Annotated in this window: 19 protein-coding genes; 11 read left to right on the plus strand and 8 right to left on the minus strand. The window is 68.8% G+C overall.

Annotated elements, in window-relative coordinates; genetic code table 11:
• The first annotated feature begins 71 nt into the window (after window positions 1-71).
• The 6 genes from QFZ21_RS12705 to QFZ21_RS12730 all read left to right on the plus strand — a co-directional run bounded on the left by QFZ21_RS12705 (window position 72) and on the right by QFZ21_RS12730 (window position 5918).
• Window positions 72-608, plus strand: a complete 537-nt coding sequence (locus QFZ21_RS12705; RefSeq protein WP_307378357.1) for an amino acid permease — start codon at window positions 72-74, stop codon at window positions 606-608.
• Window positions 590-1567 (plus strand): APC family permease, encoded by a 978-nt coding sequence (locus QFZ21_RS12710; RefSeq protein ID WP_307378358.1) that lies wholly within the window; start codon window positions 590-592, stop codon window positions 1565-1567. Before QFZ21_RS12705 ends, QFZ21_RS12710 begins: the two co-directional genes overlap by 19 nt.
• A 33-nt stretch (window positions 1568-1600) precedes the next feature.
• The gene (locus QFZ21_RS12715; protein ID WP_307378359.1) at window positions 1601-2752 is read left to right on the plus strand and encodes an NAD(P)/FAD-dependent oxidoreductase; all 1152 of its coding nucleotides are present in this window, start codon (window positions 1601-1603) and stop codon (window positions 2750-2752) included.
• Between the two features lie 12 nt (window positions 2753-2764).
• Window positions 2765-4180, plus strand: coding sequence for an FGGY family carbohydrate kinase (locus tag QFZ21_RS12720; RefSeq protein WP_307378360.1), 1416 nt, complete (start codon window positions 2765-2767; stop codon window positions 4178-4180).
• Between the two features lie 39 nt (window positions 4181-4219).
• Window positions 4220-5200 carry an ester cyclase gene (locus QFZ21_RS12725; RefSeq protein ID WP_307378361.1) on the plus strand — a complete coding sequence of 327 codons (981 nt, stop codon included), beginning with the start codon at window positions 4220-4222 and terminating at the stop codon, window positions 5198-5200.
• Between the two features lie 124 nt (window positions 5201-5324).
• Window positions 5325-5918, plus strand: a complete 594-nt coding sequence (locus QFZ21_RS12730; RefSeq protein WP_307378363.1) for a short chain dehydrogenase — start codon at window positions 5325-5327, stop codon at window positions 5916-5918.
• A 15-nt stretch (window positions 5919-5933) separates the two neighbouring features.
• Here the strand turns inward: QFZ21_RS12730 and QFZ21_RS12735 are convergent, their stop codons facing one another.
• From QFZ21_RS12735 to QFZ21_RS12765, 7 genes are read right to left on the minus strand one after another with little or no spacing between them, the layout of a single operon-like run.
• A complete protein-coding gene (locus QFZ21_RS12735) occupies window positions 5934-6302 on the minus strand; it encodes a hypothetical protein (protein WP_307378365.1) in 369 nt (122 codons plus the stop codon).
• Between the two features lie 44 nt (window positions 6303-6346).
• Window positions 6347-6919, minus strand: coding sequence for a dihydrofolate reductase family protein (locus QFZ21_RS12740; RefSeq protein ID WP_307378367.1), 573 nt, complete (start codon window positions 6917-6919; stop codon window positions 6347-6349).
• A 14-nt stretch (window positions 6920-6933) separates the two neighbouring features.
• The gene (locus tag QFZ21_RS12745; protein ID WP_307378369.1) at window positions 6934-7710 is read right to left on the minus strand and encodes a metallophosphoesterase; all 777 of its coding nucleotides are present in this window, start codon (window positions 7708-7710) and stop codon (window positions 6934-6936) included.
• 32 nt (window positions 7711-7742) lie between these two features.
• A complete protein-coding gene (gene treZ / locus QFZ21_RS12750; protein ID WP_307378371.1) occupies window positions 7743-9494 on the minus strand; it encodes a malto-oligosyltrehalose trehalohydrolase in 1752 nt (583 codons plus the stop codon).
• 13 nt (window positions 9495-9507) lie between these two features.
• Complete coding sequence (treY, locus tag QFZ21_RS12755; protein WP_307378373.1) at window positions 9508-11856, minus strand: malto-oligosyltrehalose synthase; 2349 nt, start codon at window positions 11854-11856, stop codon at window positions 9508-9510.
• A complete protein-coding gene (glgX, locus tag QFZ21_RS12760; RefSeq protein ID WP_307378375.1) occupies window positions 11853-14063 on the minus strand; it encodes a glycogen debranching protein GlgX in 2211 nt (736 codons plus the stop codon). Before glgX ends, treY begins: the two co-directional genes overlap by 4 nt.
• A complete protein-coding gene (locus QFZ21_RS12765) occupies window positions 14060-14353 on the minus strand; it encodes a hypothetical protein (protein WP_307378377.1) in 294 nt (97 codons plus the stop codon). The genes glgX and QFZ21_RS12765 overlap by 4 nt, the downstream gene beginning before the upstream one ends.
• Window positions 14354-14526: 173 nt before the next feature.
• Here QFZ21_RS12765 and QFZ21_RS12770 point away from each other — a divergent pair, with 173 nt between their 5' ends.
• The 4 genes from QFZ21_RS12770 (at window position 14527) to QFZ21_RS12785 (ending at window position 19422) form a co-directional block, all read left to right on the plus strand.
• The gene (locus QFZ21_RS12770; RefSeq protein ID WP_307378379.1) at window positions 14527-15858 is read left to right on the plus strand and encodes a GAF domain-containing protein; all 1332 of its coding nucleotides are present in this window, start codon (window positions 14527-14529) and stop codon (window positions 15856-15858) included.
• A 196-nt stretch (window positions 15859-16054) separates the two neighbouring features.
• On the plus strand, window positions 16055-17620 hold the full coding sequence (locus QFZ21_RS12775) for an aldehyde dehydrogenase family protein (RefSeq protein WP_307378381.1): 1566 nt from the start codon (window positions 16055-16057) through the stop codon (window positions 17618-17620).
• A gap of 103 nt (window positions 17621-17723) precedes the next feature.
• Window positions 17724-18122, plus strand: a complete 399-nt coding sequence (locus tag QFZ21_RS12780; protein WP_307378383.1) for a DUF779 domain-containing protein — start codon at window positions 17724-17726, stop codon at window positions 18120-18122.
• A 97-nt stretch (window positions 18123-18219) separates the two neighbouring features.
• Entirely contained in the window at window positions 18220-19422 is a 1203-nt protein-coding gene (locus QFZ21_RS12785) for an ATP-binding protein (RefSeq protein ID WP_307378384.1), read from the plus strand.
• Here the strand turns inward: QFZ21_RS12785 and QFZ21_RS12790 are convergent, their stop codons facing one another.
• Window positions 19423-20064 (minus strand): TetR/AcrR family transcriptional regulator, encoded by a 642-nt coding sequence (locus QFZ21_RS12790; RefSeq protein WP_307378386.1) that lies wholly within the window; start codon window positions 20062-20064, stop codon window positions 19423-19425.
• Window positions 20065-20127: 63 nt separating this feature from the next.
• Here QFZ21_RS12790 and QFZ21_RS12795 point away from each other — a divergent pair, with 63 nt between their 5' ends.
• A complete protein-coding gene (locus QFZ21_RS12795; RefSeq protein ID WP_307378388.1) occupies window positions 20128-21423 on the plus strand; it encodes a glycosyltransferase in 1296 nt (431 codons plus the stop codon).

Below are 21423 nucleotides of genomic sequence, written 5' to 3' on the forward strand. Positions count from 1 at the left end.
ACCCGGCACCCCCTTAGCGTACCTTGGTATACACCACCTTGGTCTATACCAATACGGAACGAAGGTCGCGCATGGACACACCTGAAGCGGTATCCGCCCCCTCCGTCGGCGAGACCGGCACCCGCATGAAGCGGGAACTCGGCCTCTACGCCTCGTTCGCCGTGGCTTTCGGCTTCGTCTCGATCGCCACCGGCATCTTCACCACCTACGGCGCCGTGCTCAACAGCAGCGGCCCGCGCGGAATCTGGGCGTGGCCGATCGCCGTCGTCGGCCAGACGATGGTCGCCCTGATCTTCGGCGCCCTCGCGGCACGCATCCCGATCAGCGGGTACGCCTACCAGTGGGTGTCCCGTCTGGCGAACCCGATCCTCGGCTGGCTGACCGGCTGGGTGTCGTTCGCGTTCCTCGTCATCGTCGTGGTGGCGGTCGACTACACGATCGCAGCCACGATCCTCCCCGAGCTCCTCGGCTACAGCCCCACCCCGGCGAACTGCTGGGTCATCACTGCGATCGTCATGCTGCTGCAGGCCATCCTCGTCGCGCTCAGCACCAAGGCCACCAACCGCGTGAACGAGAGGTCGCGGTCACCGTGCAGATCATCGGCATGATCGGCATCACCGTCCTGCTCTTCGCCGTGGGGGCCGCCCTCGGCCGTCTCGACTTCTCCACGCTCTTCGCCACTGCGCCGGTCGCCGAGGCCGCGTACTGGGACTTCGGTGGACTGACGGATGCCGGACCCTTCCCGCTCGCCTTCCTGCTCGGGGCGTTCACGATCGTCGGCTTCGAGTCGGCGGCGAACCTCGCGGAGGAGACGAAGAACCCGGAGCGCGTCATCCCCCGCGCCATGGTGCAGGCGGTCATCGCGCTCGGTGTTCTCGGGATGCTGTTCCTGATCGCGGTGACCGCGCTCGCCGGAGACACGGCGGAACTCGCGAAGTCCGCGACCCCGGTCGCCACCGTCATCACCTCGGTGCTCGGACCGGTCGTCGGCAAGGGCATGCTGGTGCTCGTCGTGATCTCGATCTTCTCCTGCGGACTCGTGATCACCCTCAGCGGCACCCGCCTGATCTGGGCGATGTCGCGCGACGAGCGCTTCCCGGGCTGGCAGCTGCTGCGCCGCGTGCACCGCAGCCGCCACACCCCGGTGGCCGCGACCCTCGGCTACCTCGTGATCACCCAGGCGATCCTCGCGGTCTTCAGCGGCACGAGCGATGCGCTCTTCATCCTGTTCTCGGCGGCCACACTGCTGCCGGCGATCATCTACGCGGGCACCGTGCTGCTCTACATCGTCAAGCGGAAGTCGCTCCCGGCCAGCACGGGCTTCCGTCTCGGCCGCTGGGAGATCCCGGTACTGATCCTGGCGAGCGTCTGGCTCGTCTACGAACTGCTGATCTTCCGTGACGACTCGTTCGCGCAGCCGCGCCTCTACGTCGGCATCATGCTCGTGATCGGAATCGCCTACCTCGTCTATCTCGTCGTCACGCGCGGCCGCAAGGGACTGACCATGCCCGACATGGCCGACGTCGACCGCACGTTCGATGAAGACAGCGCGACCCCGACCGCGTAAGACTGCTCGTAACCACCGAAGGAAAGAAGCATCATGTCGTCGCCCTCTCCGTCCCGTCCCGTCGCCGTCATCGGCGGGGGCATCGTGGGATCGGCCCTGCTCTACACCCTCGCGCATCGAGGGGTGGATGCCGTGCTCCTCGAGTCCGCGTCCGCACTCGCCCTCGGCGCGAGCGGGACGAACTCCGGAGTCCTGCACACGGGGTTCGATTCCACTCCGGAGCAGCTCGAGACGGAGCTGATCCTGCGGGCCGCCCGCATCCGTCCGACGATCCTCGAGGCGCTGGGGGTGCCCGTGGTCCACACGGGCGCGGAACTCGTGCCGCATTCCGAGGAAGACCGCGAGACCGTGCGCGGCCTCGCCGAGAACGCCGCCGCGAACGGCGTCGCGGTCGAAGTGCGGGAGTCGGACGGCGCGCTGCTCGTGCCGGGTGAATCGGTCAGCGACCCGGTCGCCTTCGCGCTCGCGCTCGCCACGTCGGCGGTCGCGGCGGGTGCGCGCATCGAGCTCGACGCGCGGGTATCGGCGATCTCGCCGATCGACGATGGGCTGCTGCTCGAGACGGTGGACGGCCGACGCTTCGAGGTCTCGGCGGCGATCAACGCCGCGGGCCTCTACGCCGACGAGGTCGCGCGTCTCGTCGGCGACGACTCGTTCGAGATCTATCCGCGCAAGGGCGAGTTCTTCGTGTTCGAGCTGCCCGACGGGCAGACGCTCGACCGCATCATCCTGCCCGTGCCGACGAAGCGGACCAAGGGCGTGCTCGTCTTCCCGACTCTCGACGGCAAGGTCATCGCCGGGCCGACCGCCGTGGACCTCGACGACAAGGAGGACTGGTCGGTGCGCCCGGAGGCTCGCGACGAGATCCTCGCCAAAGCCGTCGAGCAGTTCCCCGCGCTGGACGGGCTGGAGCCGATCGCGAGTTATGCGGGGCTGCGCCCGGCCGGCCGCGACAGCAACTACGTGATCGGGCGATCCGACAGGAACGACCGGCTCATCAACGTCGCCGCGATCCGCTCCACGGGGCTCACGGCCTCGCTCGGCATCGCCGACTTCGTCACCGGCCTGCTTCCCGAGCTCGGCATCGAGGTTGGCGAGCTGCGACCCCCGACGGTCGCCGCAGCACCGGCATCCGACGGGCCCTGGTGGCAGCGCACCGCGCGCCACCGGCAGACCACCGCCTGAGAGAGGAACTCCATGACCACCGTTCTCGCCATAGACCAGGGCACCTCCGGCACCAAGGCCGTCGTCGTCGACGAATCCGGTGCGGTGCTGTCGCTCAGCGAGGTGTCTGTGCGTCCGACCTACCTGCCCGGCGGCGGCGTCGAGCACGACCCGCTGGCGGTGCTCGACTCGGTGCTGCGCGCGGGACGGGTCGCCGCGAACCAGGCGAAGGTCGACATCGACATCGTCACTCTCGCGAACCAGGGCGAGACCGTGCTCGCCTGGGATCCCGAAACGGGGGTGCCGCTGTCGAACATGATCGTCTGGCAGGACCGCCGGTCCGAGTCGATCTGCGCCGAGCTGCGCGACCACGCCGACGACATCGCCACCCGCACCGGCCTTGTGCTCGATCCGTACTTCAGTGCGCCGAAGCAGGCGTGGCTGCGCCGCAACGTCACGCGGGAAGGGGTGGTCACGACCTCCGACACGTGGCTGCTGCATCAGCTGACCGGGGAGTTCGTGACGGATGCGTCGACCGCCAGCCGCTCGCTCGTGCTCGACCTCGACACCGCAGCGTGGGATGCCGGACTGCTCGACCTCTTCGGTCTGGGCGATGAGCGGATGCCGACGATCCTCGCCTGCGATGACATCGCCGGGTCGACCACCGCGTTCGGGTCGAACGCAGCCGTCGGCGGGCTCATCGTCGATCAACAGGCGGCCCTCGTCGCGCAGAACTGCCTGCAACCGGGCGAGGCGAAGTGCACCTTCGGAACCGGTGCCTTCCTGCTCGCGAACACCGGGAACACGGCGGTGCGGTCGTCGGCGAATCTGTCGTCGTCGGTCGCCTGGCAGCAGGGCGGAAGCACGACCTACTGCCTCGACGGGCAGGTGTACACCGCGGCATCCGCTGTGCAATGGCTCGAGAGGCTGACGTTCATCGATACCGCCGCCGACCTCGACCGGGTGGCCGCCGACGACTCACACGGCGTGCTGTGCGTGCCGGCGCTCGCGGGTCTCGCGGCTCCGTGGTGGCGACCGGATGCCACGGCGACGATCACCGGCATGACCCTGTCGACCGGCAGTGAGCACCTCGTGCGCGCGGTGCTCGAGGGCATCGCCGCCCAGGTCGCCGAGCTCGCCCGGGCGATGGCCACCGACCTCGGGCAGCCGCTGCAGCGTCTGCGCGTCGACGGCGGCCTCACGCAGAGCCGCGTGCTCATGCAGGCCGTCGCCGACCTCATGCGCATCCCGGTCGACGTGTATCCCTCCCAGCACGCGACGCCGCTGGGAGCCGCGGCCCTCGCCCGATGCGCGATGAATCCCGGGCTGGCCCTGGCGGACGCCGTCATCCCCTGGTCGCCGTCACACACCTTCGAACCGCAGTGGTCGGATGCTCGCGCGGCCGAGTTCTCCGACCGCTGGCGCTCCGTCGCCGACTCCCTTTCCTGACCGCCCACGCCCTTCACCGCAACGAAGCAGGAGCAACACGTGACCCTCGACCCCGTCGCCTACCAGCCGTACGCCGATCCGGACGATTTCATCCGCGAGGTGACCGACCTCATCTGGGTCGACCGCTCGATCAGCTTCATCCGCGACAACTACGAACCCGACTCGATCGTGCACGGCGGCTTCGGCACCGCGACGACCCGTGACGAGGTGCTCGAGGGCACGCTGATGCGCATCGCCGAGGCACCCGACCGGGTCAGCCAGACCGAGGACATCGTGTGGGAGGCGCGGGGTGACGACGCGTTCCTCAGTTCGCACCTCGTCGTCGTCGGCGACCTCTTGTCGCCGCGCGTGAGCCGCACGATCGCGAACTGCCTCTACCGGCGCGGACGCATGGTGGAGGAGTGGGTCGTGCGCGATACCCTCGCCGAGGCGTTGCAGGATGGGCTCGACCCCGACGAGGTGGCGCGCGAGTACGCCTTCCGCGGCTACGTCGCGAGTTGGGCGGATGCTGCGCCAGACGATCCGGTCATCACCGGCGACTCCGGTCCGCGGCCCGACGAGCACAGGGCCGAGGTCGAGACCGTGCTCGAGATGATCGAGGCGGTCTGGAACGACCGCGACCTGCACGCGGTCGAGAAGTTCTTCCATCGGGACCTCACCCTGCTCACCGTGGGGAATCGACACATCATCCGGCCGGAGGGGTACCGCCGTGCGCTGCTCTCGCTGCTCGAATCGTTCCCGGCAGGACGCTTCGAGGTCCGCGACGTGCAGGCCCACCACGACATCCGCTACGCCGGCACCCGTGTGGCGGTCACCTGGAAGTTCACCGGCGATTACATCGGTGTACCGAACTACGGTCCCCTCACAGGCGAACCGATCGACCTGCTCGGAATCTCGCAGTTCACCCTGCACCAGGGGCTGATCGTGAAGGAGGTGCGCCTGTGGGACGACATCGCGTTGCGCACGCAGATCGCGAGCAGGCGAGGTGCAGAGCCGGTGGGGCCGACGAACATCTACTGACCCCCTGCGCCGCCCGCGTGAGGTCCCCTGCGAGCGGAATTCGACGTTGTCTCTCACGCCGAGCGATAGGTTGGAAAGTCCTCGCGCAGTCCCGCGGGGAGGTGCTCGACGAGGGGAATCCGACATGAAGACACTGGTCATCGGCGCGACCGGCAGCATCGGCGGCGTCGTCGCGACCGCGCTCGAGCAGCGCGGACACGAGGTCGTCCGTGCCTCGCGAAGCTCCACTCCCTCCGTCGATGTCTACGACCCCGCGTCGATCCGCGAGCTGTTCTCCACGGTCGGCGAGCTCGACGCCGTCGTGGTCGCCGTCGGTTCGGTCGGGTTCAAGCCGCTGACCGAGCTCGGTCGCGACGACTACGTCGCTGCCTTCACGAAGAAGACGCTCGCCCAGATCGAGGTGCTCTCCCAGGCGCTCGACCGGGTACGCGACGGTGGCTCGATCACCCTGACCAGCGGTGTGCTCGCCCGCGAACCCATCGCCACCGGCGCCGCGGCCGCGATGGCCAACGGCGCGCTCGAGTCGTTCGTGATCACGGCCGCGGCCGAGGCGCCGCGCGGCATCCGCATCAACGCCGTCTCACCCGACGTGCTCGAGAACTCTCCGGGCTATCACGCGACCTTCCCCGGACACCGTCCGGTGACCGACGACGAGGTCGCGACGGCTTACATCCGCGCGGTCGAGGGCGTGATCACCGGGCGCGTGCTGCCCGTCTGACCGGCGCGGCCGGACTCAGCCGCAGAACGCCGAGACCGAGTCCTTCAGCTGCGTGATGGCTTCGATGGTCTCCGGCGCCTGGAGGTCGGTCATGGCGCCGAGCTGCTGAGCGCCCGAGCGGATGACATCGCCCACCTGCCCGTCGACGTCGTCGGCGAGGCCCTCCAGAGTGCCGACCAGTTCGTCGCGCGCGGCGTCGGCCTGCTCCGCGGTCACGTCGCCCTGCGCGAGCAGAGCTTCGTACTGGCCGTATGCATCGTCGAAGGCCGTGCACGTCTCCTCCACCGGGACGCCGAGGACATCGCCGGCGAACCCGGTCACCTGCGAGCAGCCCGCGAGCAGACCGGCGGCGAGCACGAGCGGAACAGCGAGGAGTCGACGCATCCTCCGAGGGTAGCCGCGCCACCTGACGCGGACCCTGGGAGCGGTCACTCCGGACTCGACCGCTTCGGGCGGTAGGTGCGCCCGAAGCTGCGCTCCGCCCCCTCGTAGATCTCGACGAGCTCCCAGTCGTATCGTCGACCACCGGGAACATCGAAGATGCGGATGCCGTCGCCGAGGAACACCGGCGCGACGAACACCTGCAGCTCGTCGACGAGGTCGTGCTCGAGAGCCTGCCGCGCGATGTCGGCGCTGATGATCTGTATGTCGCGGTCGCCGGCGATCTCCTGCGCGCGACGGATCGCCTCGATGATGTCGCAGTCCAGCGCGACGACGCTGTCGTCTTCCGCCAACTCCTCGGGCCGGTGCGTGAGGATGAACTCGGTTCCCGACCACGCTCCGCCGTAGGCCTCGGAGGTCATCTCGTCGCGCTCGTCGACCTGCGCCTTCGCGGCGTCGTATCCGCGTCGGCCGGAGATGATCACGGCGACCTCTCCCGCCATCCGCTCGGTCGCCCCCTCGGTCATCGGCTCCGCGGCCGAGAGCCAGCCCATGTCGTGACCCGGCCCAGCGATGAAGCCGTCGATCGAACTGGTGAAACCCCACGCGACCTTGCCCATGCGATCGAGGTTACTCAGCCGGTCGCATCTCCGGGAGTCCGTCCATCGCGCGGCCCGAACGCTGCGAGGGCGTCGAGGTCGGTCGCGGGGGAGCGCAGGAAGTCGTCGACCCAGGCGCGGATGCCGGGGAACGTCGAGTTCGCGATGACCTCGGCGGCGAGCTCGTCGGGGTCGATCGGCGTGCGCCCCAGCGTCACCGCACCGTTCGACAGCAGCGCCCAGTGAGCCCCGGAACGCCCATAGGGGAGCCCGACGCTGCCCGGATTGACGACGAGTCGTCCGTCGACCAGCCGCAGGAACGGCATGTGCGTGTGCCCGCAGACGAGGGTGCGGACGTCATCCGGCAGATCGGCGAGCGCTTCGACCCAGCGTTCCGCCCGGGTGTCGACGAGGACGACCTCCTCGTCGGACCGCGGCGTGGCGTGGCAGAAGCGCACGGCGCCGAATCCGTCCACGTCGATCGTGACCTGCTCCGGCATCCGCTCGAGCAGGTCGCGGTGGGCAGGCAAGAGTCGACCCGCACCCCAGATCGTCAAGTCGTCGGCGTCGGCCGCGTCGTCAATGCCGAGCGCGAGATGGAGCAGTTCACGATCGGCGTTGCCGCGCACGAGCACCGCACGGTCGCCGAGCGCTGTCAGCCGGTCGAGCACCTCTGTCGGCTGCGGGCCCCAGGTGTGATCGCCCGTCACGACGAGCAGTTCGGCTTCGGCGACGGCGGGCTCGGCGAGCACACTTTCCAGGGCGGGTAGCACGCCATGGATGTCGGAGACCACTGCGACGGAGGAGGTCATCCCGCCATCCTGGTCGCTCTCGCCAGCCAGCGCTACGGACGCCGGATGACGACGGCCGCGGAGTCCGGCGGCAGCACCGGCGAACCCTCGATCACCTCGACGGGCACCGTCGACAGCAACACCTCAGCATCCGTCCCGAGGTCGAACTCCGCCGGATCGGCCGAGAGGTTGACCAGCACCGAGAGGTCGCCACGGTCGATCCGGTACACCCGATGATCGGGGGTGCCGTCGGACTCCCAGGTCGTGACAGTCGTCGCCGACAGCAGAGGATCCGTCAGCTCCGGCCGCTCGCGCCGCAGGGCCGCGAGCTCGCGGTACAGATTCAGAAGGCGGGCATGATCGGGGCGCGAGAGCTCGCTCCAATCGAGGTGCGAGCGCTCGAAGGTTGCGGGGTCCTGCGGGTCGGGCACGGAATCCGTGTCCCACTCCATCCTCGCGAACTCGGCCTTGCGCCCTTCCGACACCAGACGCCCGAGCTCCGGCTCCGGATGCGAGGTGAAGAACTGCCACGGGGTCGACGCACCCCACTCCTCACCCATGAACAGCATCGGCGTTCCCGGTGCGGTCAGGGTGAGCACCGCGGCGACGGCGAGCCGATCGACCGAGAGCGACGCCGAGAGGCGGTCGCCGGCGGCCCGGTTCCCGATCTGGTCGTGATCCTGCGCGAACGTCACCAGGCGCCACGCGGGTACCTCCGACGGAACCGGCGCTCCGTGCGCACGCCCGCGGAACGACGAGAACGTCCCATCGTGGAAGAACCCGCCCTCCGACACCTTGGCGACAGCATCCTCCGCGGCGAAGTCGGCGTAGTAGCCGACCGTCTCGCCCGTGAGTGCGACATGCATCGCGTGGTGCCAGTCGTCCGACCACTGGGCCGTGAGGCCGTAGCCCCCGGCATCCCGCGGCAGGATGAGCGTCGGGTCGTTCAGATCGGACTCGGCGATCAGCGTCAGCGGACGGTTCTCGTGCGCCGAGAGCGCATCGGTGCGTTCGGCGAGCTCGCGCAGGATGTGCACCGCCTGCTCATCGTGCAGCGCGTGCACCGCGTCGAGGCGGAGCCCATCGACGTGATGATCGCGCATCCACATCAGGGCGTTCTCGACGATGAACTCGCGCACGGCCGATTCGTCGAGGTTCACCGAGTCGCCCCAGGTGTTGCGGCTGCCCTCCCGAAGGTACGGGCCGAACTCCGGCAGGTAGTTGCCACTCGGACCCAGGTGGTTGTAGACGACGTCCTGGATCACGGCCAGCCCGTGCGCATGCGCCGCGTCGACGAAGCGCTGGTAGGCGCTCGGGCCTCCGTACCCTTCGTGAACCGCGTACCAGAGCACGCCGTCGTATCCCCAGTTCCACTGCCCGTTGAAGGCGTTGACCGGGAGCAGCTCGACATGCGAGACCCCGAGATCGACGAGATGGTCGAGGCGCCCGATGGCCGCGTCGAGCGTGCCCTCCGGCGTGAACGTGCCGAGGTGCAGCTCGTAGATGAGGCCGCCGGCGAGCTGCCGTCCGGTCCAGGAGTGGTCGGTCCAGGTGAATGCGTCGACGTCGAAGGCGGCCGAGGGCCCGTGCACACCCTCCGGCTGCCGTCGCGACCGAGGATCGGGACGCAGCTGATCGCTGTCATCGATCAGGAATCCGTAGCGCTCACCGTCAGCGAGCTCGACGTCTGCGCGCCACCAGCCGTCGGCGCCGGCATCCAGCTCCCGTTCATCGACCGTCGAGCCGTCGTCGGCGATTCGTCGGAGCCGCATCCGCTGGGCGCGGGGTCCCCAGACCTCGATCATCGTGGGTCCTCTCTCACCGGGCGAGCTCGATCAGCGCCACCGGGTAGGTCTCGAACAGCTCGGCCAGTCGCACCGGGCCGGGCTCGATGCGCCGTCCGGTGAGCACGTCGGTACCGGGGATGTCGGGCCGCATCATGACGGTGTCGCCCCAGCCGCCGCGGCGGGCGAGACCCACCGGCAGCCGCGTCGCGACGGCGGTCGCCCCGCCGCGGTGCACCGCGACAGCGTGATCGGCGGCCTCTCCCTCGACGACGGCCGGGCGGTAGAAGCGGAACAGCTCCGGGTGGTCGCGCCGCAGGCGAAGAGCGCGCGACGTGACGAGCATCTTGGCCCGCCCGGAATCGTCCACCGGAGGGAGGATGCCGCGGGCGACGTCGGCGTCGAGCTCTCGCAGCATCCGTGCACGCGCGTCGAAGTCGACCGGACGGCGGTTGTCGGGGTCGACCAGGGACAGGTCCCAAAGCTCCGAGCCCTGGTACACGTCGGGCACCCCGGGGCCGGTGAGCAGCAGCAGCTTCGCCGACAGGGAGTTGGAGCGCCCGGCATCCACGATCTCGGCGACGAAGCGCTCGATGATCGGTCGCGCCGCCCCCTCGATCGACTGTGCGATCGCGTCGAGACCCTTCTCGAAATCCGCATCCGGATGCTGCCACGTCGTGGACTCCGATGCTTCGCGCGCGGCCTTGGTCGCGTAGGCGAGCAGACGGTCGGAGGGGATCGGCCAGGCACCGACCACGGCCTGCCAGAGGAGTGCGTCGAGCGGACCGTGGCCGGTGCTCGCCACGGCGCGGAGTTCGGTCAGCACCTCGGCCCAGCGGTCCGGCATCTCGGACAGCACGGCGAGTCGCGCCCGCACGTCTTCGGAGCGCTTCGTGTCGTGCGTCGACAGGGTCGTCATCGCGTACGGCCAGCCGGCGAGACGATCACGCTGCGCATCGTGGAACTCGGCGACCGACAGGGCGGCGATCGACGGATCCGCGCCGACCTCGGTCAGCGATCCCAGGCGCGAGTAGCGGTAGAACGCGGTGTCTTCGACGCCCTTCGCCATGACCGCGCCGCTGGTCTGCTGGAAACGCTGAGCGACCTCGAGGCGCGCGTCGGCGAGCAGCGGCTCGAGCTCGGCGAAGGCCGAGGTGAGATCGGGGCGGCGACGCCGCGCGTCGGCGAACGCGTGCCGCAGGTGCGCGACGCCCTCGGGGAGGTACGAGCGGTACACCGGGAAGCAGGCCAGCAGTTCGGCGAGCGCATCCTCGGCCTGCACGATCCCCTGTGGCAGGGTGCGCACGAGCCGCCGCACCTCGGAGCCGAGCAGCTCGTCGGCGATCATCCGCTTCGTGTCGTGGATGAGGTCGGGCCAGGCCTGCGCCTCGGGCAGTCCCGACTCGGTGCGCAGCCGCGCGTCGAGGGCGGTCAGTTCGTCGACCCCGTCTCGGTCGACGAACAGTCGGTCGAGTTCGGCGAGGGCGTCGTAACCGGTGGTCCCGTCGGTGCGCCAGTAGGCGGGGAGCGCCTCACCCGGCTCGAGGATCTTCTCGACGAGCGTGTAGGCGCGGCCCGTGGCATCCGCCAGTTGCTCCAGGTATCCGGCCGGGTCGGCGAGTCCGTCGGGATGATCCACGCGGATGCCGTCCACCAGGCCGTCGCGCACCCAGCGGACGATCTCACGGTGGGAGTCGGCGAACACGTCGGGCAGCTCGACCCGGATGCCAGCCAGCTCCACCACCGCGAAGAACCGGCGGTAGTTCAGCCCGGTGTTCTGGTCCTCCCAGAACCGCAGTTCGTAGTGCTGCGCCGCGAGCAGCGCTGGGAGGTCGTCCGCGTGCGCGGCGGACCCGGGCGCGAGCGGAAGCACATGGTCGAAGTAGCTCAGCACGCCGTCGGGGGCGTCGTCGGCGGGCGACGTATCGATGACGAGCTCGCCCTTGGCCAGCGCGTCGTCGGGCAAGGAGCCCAGGATGGGCAGCAGCACCCGGTCGCCGCCGGCCTTCCAGTCGATGTCGAACGCGACCGCGTGCCGAGACGCCCGGCCGAGCCGCAGCACGTCCCACCACCACGGGTTCTGGCGCGGAACGGCCACGCCGACGTGATTGGGCACGGTGTCGACGAGGATGCCGAGGCCGGCAGCTCGCGCGGCGGCGGCGAACCGCTCGAGTCCCGCCTCGCCGCCGCGGTCCGGGTCCACCCGGGAGTGATCCACCACGTCGTAGCCGTGATTCGAGCCGGGCACGGCCGCGAGCAGCGGCGACAGATACGCCCAGCCGGCCCCGAGTTCGCTCAGATACTCCGTGACCGCGGCCGCTTCGTCGAGCGGGAACCGGTCGCTGATCTGGAGTCGATACGTCGAGATCGGCCGTCGTGTCATGAGGTCGCCTGCTCCGCTCTCGGCGCGGGGGACACGCCGTCTGCCTGATCGTTCTGCATCCGGAGGGAAGCATCCACCGAGTCGTCAGTCGACGGCTCCGGTCCGTCGACCTCTTGCAGCACCAGGAGCGACTTCGCCTCGACCGTGAGCTGCGTGCCGGCGGCGTGATCCGATCCGTCGGCCAGCTCGCCCGCGGTGTCGACGGCCACATGCCAGTGCTCGCCGTGCCGGTCATCCGGAAGCGTCACGTCGACGGGCTGGTCGCCGCTGTTGAAGTACACGATGAAGTTCACATCGGTGACGGCGAGCCCGCGGATGTCCTTCTCGCGGATGCCCTGCCCGTTGAGGAACATTCCCACCAGGCGTCCGAATCCGGAGTCCCAGTCCCGCGGCGCCATCGGACTGCCGTCGGGCCGGAGCCAGACCACGTCGGCGATGCGCTCGTCGTCGAGGTCGACCGGGCGGCCGTTGAAGAACCGGCTGCGCCGGAAGGTCGGATGCCGGCGGCGGAGCCGCGCCACGGCGGCGGTGAACTCGATCAGCGGCAGGTCGGCGGCATCCCAGTCGATCCAGGTCAGCTCGTTGTCCTGCGCGTAGCCGTTGTTGTTGCCGCTCTGCGTGCGTCCGAGCTCATCGCCGTGCGAGATCATCGGCACGCCCTGCGAGAGCAGCAGCGTGGCGAGGAAGTTGCGCTGCTGACGGGCCCGACGCCGGTTGACGGCCTCGTCGTCGGTCGGTCCCTCCGCGCCCATGTTGTCGGAGCGGTTGTGGGATTCGCCGTCGTTGTTGTCCTCGCCGTTGGCCTCGTTGTTCTTCTCGTTGTACGAGACCAGGTCGCGCAGCGTGAAGCCGTCGTGCGCGGTGACGAAGTTGATCGAGGCGACGGGGCGGCGGCCGGAGTGCTCGTACAGGTCGGCGGAGCCGGTGAGGCGCGAGGCGAACTCGCCGAGCGCCTGCGGCTCGCCGCGCCAGAAGTCGCGCACGGTGTCGCGGTACTTGCCGTTCCACTCGGTCCACTGCGGCGGGAAGTTGCCGACCTGGTAGCCGCCGGGGCCGACATCCCACGGCTCGGCGATCAACTTCACCTGCGACACGATCGGGTCCTGCTGCACGAGCTCGAAGAACGTCGACAGCCGGTCGACGTCGTAGAACTCGCGGGCGAGCGTCGATGCCAGGTCGAAGCGGAATCCGTCGACGTGCATCTCGGTCACCCAGTAGCGCAGCGAGTCCATGATGAGCTGCAGTGCGTGCGGGCTGCCGGCGTTCAGGCTGTTCCCGGTGCCGGTGTAGTCGGTGTAGTAGCGCTTGTCCTCTTCGAGGCGGTAGTAAGCCTCGTTGTCGATTCCGCGCATCGAGATGGTGGGCCCCATGTGGTTGCCCTCGGCGGTGTGGTTGTAGACCACGTCGAGGATCACCTCGATGCCGGCCGCGTGCAGCGCCCGCACCATCGCACGGAACTCCTGCACCTGCTGACCGTGCTCGCCGCTGGACGAGTAGCCGCTGTGCGGGGCGAAGAAGCCGAGGGTGTTGTACCCCCAGTAGTTCGACAGGCCCTTCTCCTCGAGCACCGAGTCGTCGACGAACTGGTGCACAGGCATCAGTTCGAGGGCCGTCACGCCGAGGCGGGTGAGGTGCTCGATGACGGCGGGGTGGGCGATGCCGGCATAGGTGCCGCGGAGCTCCTCGGGGACCTCCGGATGCCGAACGGTCAGACCCTTCACGTGCGCCTCGTAGATCACGGTCTGCGCGTAGGGGGTCTTCGGCAGCCGGTCGCCCGCCCACTCGAAGAACGGGTTGACGACGACACCCTTCACCATCGAGGCGGCGGAATCGTCGTCGTTGCGGGAATCGGCGTCGCCGAAGTCGTAGCCGAAGGGAGCCTGGCCCCACTCGATGCGGCCGGCGACGGCCTTGGCGTAGGGGTCGAGCAGCAGCTTGTTCGGGTTGAAGCGCTTGCCGTCGGCGGGGTCGAACGGTCCGTGCACGCGGTAGCCGTACAGCTGCCCCGGCTGCACGGCGGGCAGGTAGCCGTGCCAGACGAAGGCGTCGACCTCGGTGAGGCTCACGCGCTGCTCGGAACCGTCGTCCTCGAACAGGCACAACTCCACTTTTTCCGCGCCTTCACTGAACAGCGCGAAGTTCGTTCCCTGTCCGTCGAAGGTCGCTCCGAGGGGGTATGCCGATCCCGGCCAGATCTCAAGACTCATGGAGCGAGCTTAGGCCGCCGCGATGACGCGGCCTGCTCGGCTACGATCTGCACTGCCCGCTCGAAGTCGAGAACCTGGGCGATCTCCTCCGCCAGGGCATAGGGATGCCCGAGGTAGCAGACGAACACGGGGGAGACGACTTCGATGTACCCGACCGGGCCGTCCTGGCTCACGACGTAACGGTCGAAGTCGTGCAGTTCCCAGCTGGCCTGGGCTGGGGCCGTCGATGCGACCTCGTGCTCTCGGGTGCGCGTCTCGGAGCCAGTGGGGACGGAAGTGCTGACAGACATGAGACCTCCTGACTCGGTGATGGTCTCCACGGTAAGAGGGCAGCGGAATATCGGATACGCCATTGCCAGATGACAGATTTCGCGGTATATCTCGAACCGATATACCGGTTACGCCGGCGGCATCCGACTCCTACACTGAGACCACGCATCATCTTCGACGATCGGAGAACGCTGTGTCTGCACCGTGGCAGGTCTCCCGCGACGCGCTTCCCCCGGCGTCGCGACTGCTCATCGAGCGCGCGCACGAGGAGATGCTGGCGGGGAACCTCGACGATCGCCGGCTCCGCGAGGTGCGACCGCTGGTGCGGGAGTCCTGGGAGCGGTCCTGGCGGGGGAGGGTCGGGCCGGAGGGCGCGCCGCCGCTCGAACTGATCAGCGACGAGCTCGAGGAGTATCGCCTCGCGCATCCGCTCGCCTCCGCGATGGACATGATCCGCACCCTGCTGCTTCCGGACACCGGTGAAGACTCCGGCGTGATCATCGCCGTCGGCGATAAGGCCGGCCGCCTGCTGTGGATCGAGGGCGACCGGCAGCTCCGATCCCTCACCGACGACATGGGCTTCGTCGCCGGGGCGAATTGGTCGGAGGATGCCGTAGGCACGAGCGCCCCGGGCACCGCCCTCGCCCTCGGGCAGTCGGTGCAGATCCGCGGCGCCGAGCATTACAACCGGCTCGTGCACCCCTGGTCGTGCACGGCCGCTCCTGTGCACGACCCTGAGACGAGACGGCTGCTCGGGGTGATCGACATCACCGGCGGTCCCGAGGTCGTGAGCACCCAGGCGCGTCTGCTGGTCGACGCGACAGCCCGAGCCGTCGAGTCCGAGCTGATGGTGGCCCGGCTGCGCGAACGGAACGAGACCCCGAGTCCGCGCTCGGCTCCGGCGAAGGCCCGGAGCACCAAGACGGCCCGAGCGACCCTGCACGTGCTCGGCCGCGACCGTGCCCGGCTGGAGACCGAGTCCGCGCACGATGAGTCGATGGTCGAGCTGAGCGCCCGGCACGCCGCCATCCTGCTGATGCTCGCGGTGCACCGCCAGGGCCTGTCCGCCGAGCGCCTCTGCGAGCTCGTGTACGGCCCCGGGGTCTCGCCCGATACGCTGCGGCCCGAGATGGTGCGGTTGCGCAAGGTGCTCGAGCGGACCGCCCCCGACCTGGTGCCGGAGTCGCGGCCGTACCGGCTGCCCGTGCCGCTCGAGACCGATGCCCACGACGTGCTCTCGCTGCTCGACCGCGGCGCGCACCGCGTGGCGCTGACCGCCTACCGGGGGCCGGTGCTGCCCGAGTCGACCTCGCCCGGCGTCGAGGAGTTCCGCGAGTCGGTGCGCGCGGCGCTCCGCGAGGTGATGCTGTCCGAGGCCAGCCTCGACGTGCTGCTCGCGTATGCCGAGATCCCCGAGGGGCAGGGGGATGCCGAGGTGCTCCGCCTCGCGCTGGAGATGCTCCCGGCGCGCTCGCCGAAGCGCGCCGCGCTGGTCGCCCGGATCGAGCGCCTCGACCGGGCCTGACCGCGGGGTCCGACCTCGGCTCCGGTCGCGAAACTGCACCCATCTCGAGCCGATATTGCTGGAATATCGCGACCGGAACCAGGGACGTTCGACCGCTGCAACCTCTCGCAACGTTGCGCACTCGGGTGCAACCTCCAGCGACGTACCGTCGGGGAACAGCCCGCGCATCGAAGCGCGGCCCGTCGAAGGAGTCACGATGACCATCGTCGAAGAAGACGTGTCCACCGCCCCCGCGTCCGCCGCCTACGTCGCTCCCGGACAGCCCGGAGCCGTCGCCGCCTACCGCCCGCGCTACGGCCACTACATCGGCGGCGAATTCGTCGAGCCGGTCAAGGGCCAGTACTTCGAGAACGTCAGCCCGGTCAACGGCAAGCCCTTCACCGAGGTCGGTCGCGGCACCAGCGCCGACATCGACCGCGCGGTCGATGTCGCCTGGCAGGCATTCGCCGGCTGGGGCAAGACCAGCCCGGCCGAGCGCTCGGTCATCCTCAACCGGATCGCCGACCGCATGGAGCAGCACCTCGAGGAGATCGCGGTCGCCGAGACCTGGGAGAACGGCAAGCCGGTGCGCGAGACCCTCGCCGCCGACATCCCCCTCGCGATCGACCACTTCCGCTACTTCGCCGGCGTGCTGCGGGCGCAGGAGGGCGGGATCAGCCAGCTCGACGAGAACACCGTCGCGTATCACTTCCACGAGCCGCTCGGCGTGGTGGGTCAGATCATCCCCTGGAACTTCCCGATCCTGATGGCCGTGTGGAAGCTCGCGCCCGCGCTCGCCGCAGGCAACTGCGTCGTCATCAAGCCGGCCGAGCAGACCCCGGCATCCCTGCTCTTCCTGTTCGAGATCATCGGCGACCTGCTGCCGGCCGGGGTCGTCAACATCGTCAACGGCTTCGGGATCGAGGCGGGCGCGCCGCTCGCGCAGCACAAGCGCATCCGCAAGGTGGCTTTCACCGGCGAGACCACGACCGGGCGCCTGATCATGCAGTACGCCTCGCAGAATCTGATCCCCGTGACGCTCGAACTCGGAGGCAAGAGCCCGAACGTGTTCTTCGAAGACGTCGCCCGCGACACCGCCGACCCGTTCTACGACAAGGCGCTCGAGGGCTTCACGATGTTCGCGCTGAACCAGGGTGAGGTCTGCACCTGCCCGTCGCGGGCGCTGATCCAGCGCTCGATCTATGACGGCTTCCTCGCGGACGGACTCGAACGCGTGAAGAAGGTCGTGCAGGGCAACCCGCTCGACCCGGCCACGATGATCGGCGCCCAGGCCTCGAACGATCAGCTCGAGAAGATCCTCAGCTACATCGACATCGGCAAGCAGGGCGGCGCGAAGCTGCTGGTCGGCGGCGAGCGGGTCGACCTCGGCGGCGACCTCAGCGAGGGCTACTACGTCGAACCGACCGTCTTCGAGGGCACGAACGACATGCGCATCTTCCAGGAGGAGATCTTCGGACCCGTGCTGTCCGTGACCTCGTTCGACGGCTTCGACGACGCGATCTCGATCGCCAACGACACCCTCTACGGCCTGGGTGCCGGGGTCTGGAGCCGCAGCGGCGACACCGCCTACCGCGCAGGCCGGGCCATCGAGGCCGGACGCGTCTGGACGAACACCTACCACCAGTACCCGGCGCACGCGGCGTTCGGCGGATACAAGCAGTCGGGCGTCGGCCGCGAGAACCACAAGATGATGCTCGATCACTACCAGCAGACGAAGAACCTTCTCGTCTCGTACGCGGAAGGCCCGATGGGCTTCTTCTGATCGATCCGGTGGGTCGCTGAGCCTGTCGAAGCGTCGCCGAGCGTTCGGCCCTTCGACAGGCTCAGGGACCCAGAGGTGTGTGAGAAACGGAGAAGGGACGGTCATGGTCAGCATCGGCACGTATCAGCGGGTGGATGTGACGGATGCCGCGGCATCCCTCGTCCGGGAGCTCACCGAGCAGCACGGTCCGCTGATGTTCCATCAGTCCGGCGGATGCTGCGACGGCTCGTCGCCCATGTGCTACCCCGTCGGGATGTTCATCACGGGTCCGGGCGACGTGCTCCTCGGCGGGCTCGACGTGGGCCTCGCGGATCCGGTCGAGGTCTTCATGTCGGAGTCGCAGTTCGAGTACTGGAAGTACACGCACCTGACGATCGACGTCGTCCCCGGGCGCGGCGCCGGCTTCAGCGTCGAGGGTCCGACCGGCATGCGGTTCCTCATCCGATCGCGGATGCTGAACGCCGCGGAACTCGAGTACTTCGGGCTCAGCCGCGCGGAGTAACTCAGGGCGGCGAGCGATCGGTCTCCAGTCATTGCCGGGTCTTCCGGTCATTACACCGATCATGTTAGGTTGAAGTGAATCTAACAGGAGTGCCGTAATGAGTGACTTGCCGAGAAAGAACCCCTACCGACCCGGGGCGGCCACCGCTCCATTGCACCTGGCAGGACGCCAACCGCAGATTGCGCGATTCAAGAAGATTCTCGATGGGGCGCCCGAGATTCCCGCCAATCTCCGCCTCACGGGACTGCGGGGAGTCGGGAAATCCGTGCTGCTCAAAGAACTGGAGCAAGAGGCCCGGTCGAAGGGGTGGGCGGTCGTCCGCAAGCAGCTCGAACCGCGGCACAACACCGAGACCGAGCTGACCGATCTTCTTGTCGCCCTCGCCGCCGCAGCCAAGCGACGGCTCTCCCTCGCGAGCGCGATTCGAGCGGCGGTTTCAGATGTGTGGGTGGCCAGCCGCGGGCTTCTGAACGTCACGGTCGAGGACGTCACCTTCAGCCTCGCCGGTTCCAGCGAACGCGAGACGGAACTGGCCGAGGCGCTCTTCGACACCGTGCAGGCCGCCGTCGAGACAGGGCGCGAGGGCTTCGCGATCCTTCTCGACGAGGCGCAGGTGATTCGCGACGACAAAGACCGCGAAGGCGAGCATCCGCTCTCCATGCTCGTCGCAGCCGTAAACGCCCTCCAGGAGTCCGGTCTGCCGATCGCCCTGGTCATGTGTGGACTGCCAACGCTCCGCGCGAACCTTCAGCGAGCGCGCACCTACTCCGAGCGGATGTTCAAGGGGGAGAACATCGGAGAACTCGAAGGCAACCCGGGTGCAGCTCGAGATGCTTTCGTCGTGCCGTTGGATGGCACCGGCATCACTGCTGCAGACGACCTCGTCGCTCGCGTGCTCGAAGAGGTTGAGGGGTATCCGTTCTTCATCCAACTGTGGGGAGCCGAGCTCTGGGAGGCCGCGTTGGATGCCAAGGTCGATTCACTCACGGTCGAGATGCTCGATCTCATCGAGGAGCAGATCTACGAGCGCCTCGACGAAGAGTTCTACGCAGGACGCATCGAGACGTTGACCCCGAGTGAGCAGGACGTCCTGATGCTGAGTGCGGCTTGTCCCTATCCGCCGCTCAAGACAGCGGACATCCGCGCACTGAGTGCGAAGAGCGACGGAAACATCAATGTCTTGATGGGTCGGCTGACCGATCAAGGCGTGTTGTACCGCATCCAGAAGGGGCAGTACGCCTACACGGCTCCGAAGTTCGCCGAGTACCTGAAGCGGCGCAAGGCGGCTCTCGAGCGCTAGTCAGCCGCGCGGAGTGAGCTCGGCCGCGACCGCGGCGCGCAGCCACGCGTCGTAGCGCTCGGGGGTCCAGCCGGACTGCGCGACCAGCTGCTGGTAGCTCTCAGGCGAGAGCAGGAACGACAGCGCGTCGGCCACGGCATCCGGCTCATCGATCGGCGGGGTCAGGCCGCGGCGGACGAGCTCCGAGACGAGCAGGCGGTAGTCGGCGCGGCGGCGTTCCAGGATGCCGCGGAGCGCCTCGTCGACGACGGGGTCGGAGAGTGCGGCGCCGAGCAGCACCGTCCAGAGCGCGTGGCCGCGGGCGTTCGCGGTCGTGATCTGCGTGAGCACGGCATTCAGGAAGACCTCGTCCGGCAGATCGATGATCCCGGCCGCGACCTCGGTGTCGGTGAGGGTCTCCGCAGCCTCGGATCCGGAGAATGTCACCTCGAACGCCGCGATGAGGAGCGCCGCCTTCGAGGCCGTCGTCTTCACGGTCTCTGCGGACACGCCTGCTTCACGTCCGATGGCAGCGATCGTCGTGGCCTGATAGCCCTGGCCGGCGAACAACCGGGCGGAAGACGCGATGATCCGGCCCCGCGTCTCCTGGGCCTGGCGTGCCCTCAGCTCGGATCGGTAGGTGCGAGGAGCATCCGAAGTCATTGACTTTCCTTAGGGGGTGGTGAATACTACGACGGTACATTCAATCTTACGGAAAGAACAACCATGTCCGAGTACCTCATCACCTGCACACCCGCGCACGGTCACGTCATGCCCCTCCTGCAGATCGCGGGCCATCTGCTCGAAGCCGGGCACGGGGTGAGCTTCCTCACCAGCGAGCGCTATGCCGAGCGGGTGATCGCGGTCGGCGCACGCTTCGTCGCGCTGCCCGCCGATGCCGACGTCGACCTCGACGATGCCGACGGCGCGTTCCCCGAGCGCGTCGGCCTGAAAGGACCGGCAGCGCTGCGTTTCGACATGAGCAACCTCTTCATCCGCCCTGGCGCCGCGCAACTCGAGGCGGTGCGCCGCGAGCTGGCCGGCCGCCGCATCGACGCCGTGCTCACCGAACCGCTGTTCGTCGGGGGCGCGCTGCTGCAGCTGCTGCCGGAGCGCGAGCGCCCGCCCGTCGTCGCGCTCGGGATCTTCCCGCTCGGCGTCCGCAGCAAGGATGCCGCGCCCTTCGGTCTCGGTGTGCCGCCGATGCGGGGACCGATCGGCCGGCTGCGCAACGCTGCTCTGCGCCTCGTGGCCGAGCGGATGATCTTCGGCGGTGTGCAGCGCGAAGCCGACGCGATGGCCGAACGCGCGATCGGCACCGGGCTCGGCGGCTTCGTGCTCGACTGGGCGGGCCGCGCCGACGCCTACGTGCAGTTCTCGGTGCCGGAGTTCGAGTATCCGCGATCCGATCTCCCCGCGACCGTGCACTTCGCGGGGCCGCTTCCCGCTCCGCGGTCGAACGCCCAGGTCCCCGAGTGGTGGGGCGACCTCGACGGAACCCGGCCCGTGGTGCACGTCACCCAGGGCACCATCGCGAACTCCGACTTCGGGCAGCTCGTGCAGCCGACCATTCACGGGCTCGCGGAGTCCGACGCCCTGGTCGTCGTCTCCACCGGCGGCCGTCCTGTCGAGGCGCTGTCCGGCGACCTGCCCGCCAACGTGCGCGTCGCCGAGTACCTGCCGTACGACCTGCTGCTGCCCCGGACCGACGTGCTCGTCACCAACGGAGGATTCGGGGGAGTGCAACAGGCGCTCACGCACGGGGTGCCGCTGGTGGTGGCCGGGCAGACCGAGGACAAGGTCGAGGTCGCCGCGCGCATCGGCTGGTCGGGGGCCGGCGTCAATCTGCGCTCGAACACACCGAGCTCGTTGCGCGTGCGCCAGGCCGTCGACCTCGTGCTCAGCGACCGGACCTATCGTGCCAACGCCCAGCGGATCGGTTCGGCGATGCGGTCGTCGGATGCCTGGAGTTCGCTCGACGCGGTACTCGAATCGCTCGCGGCGCGGTGGGTGCGCGCCTGA

This window comes from Microbacterium sp. W4I20 (genome assembly GCF_030816505.1).
Lineage (GTDB): Bacteria > Actinomycetota > Actinomycetes > Actinomycetales > Microbacteriaceae > Microbacterium.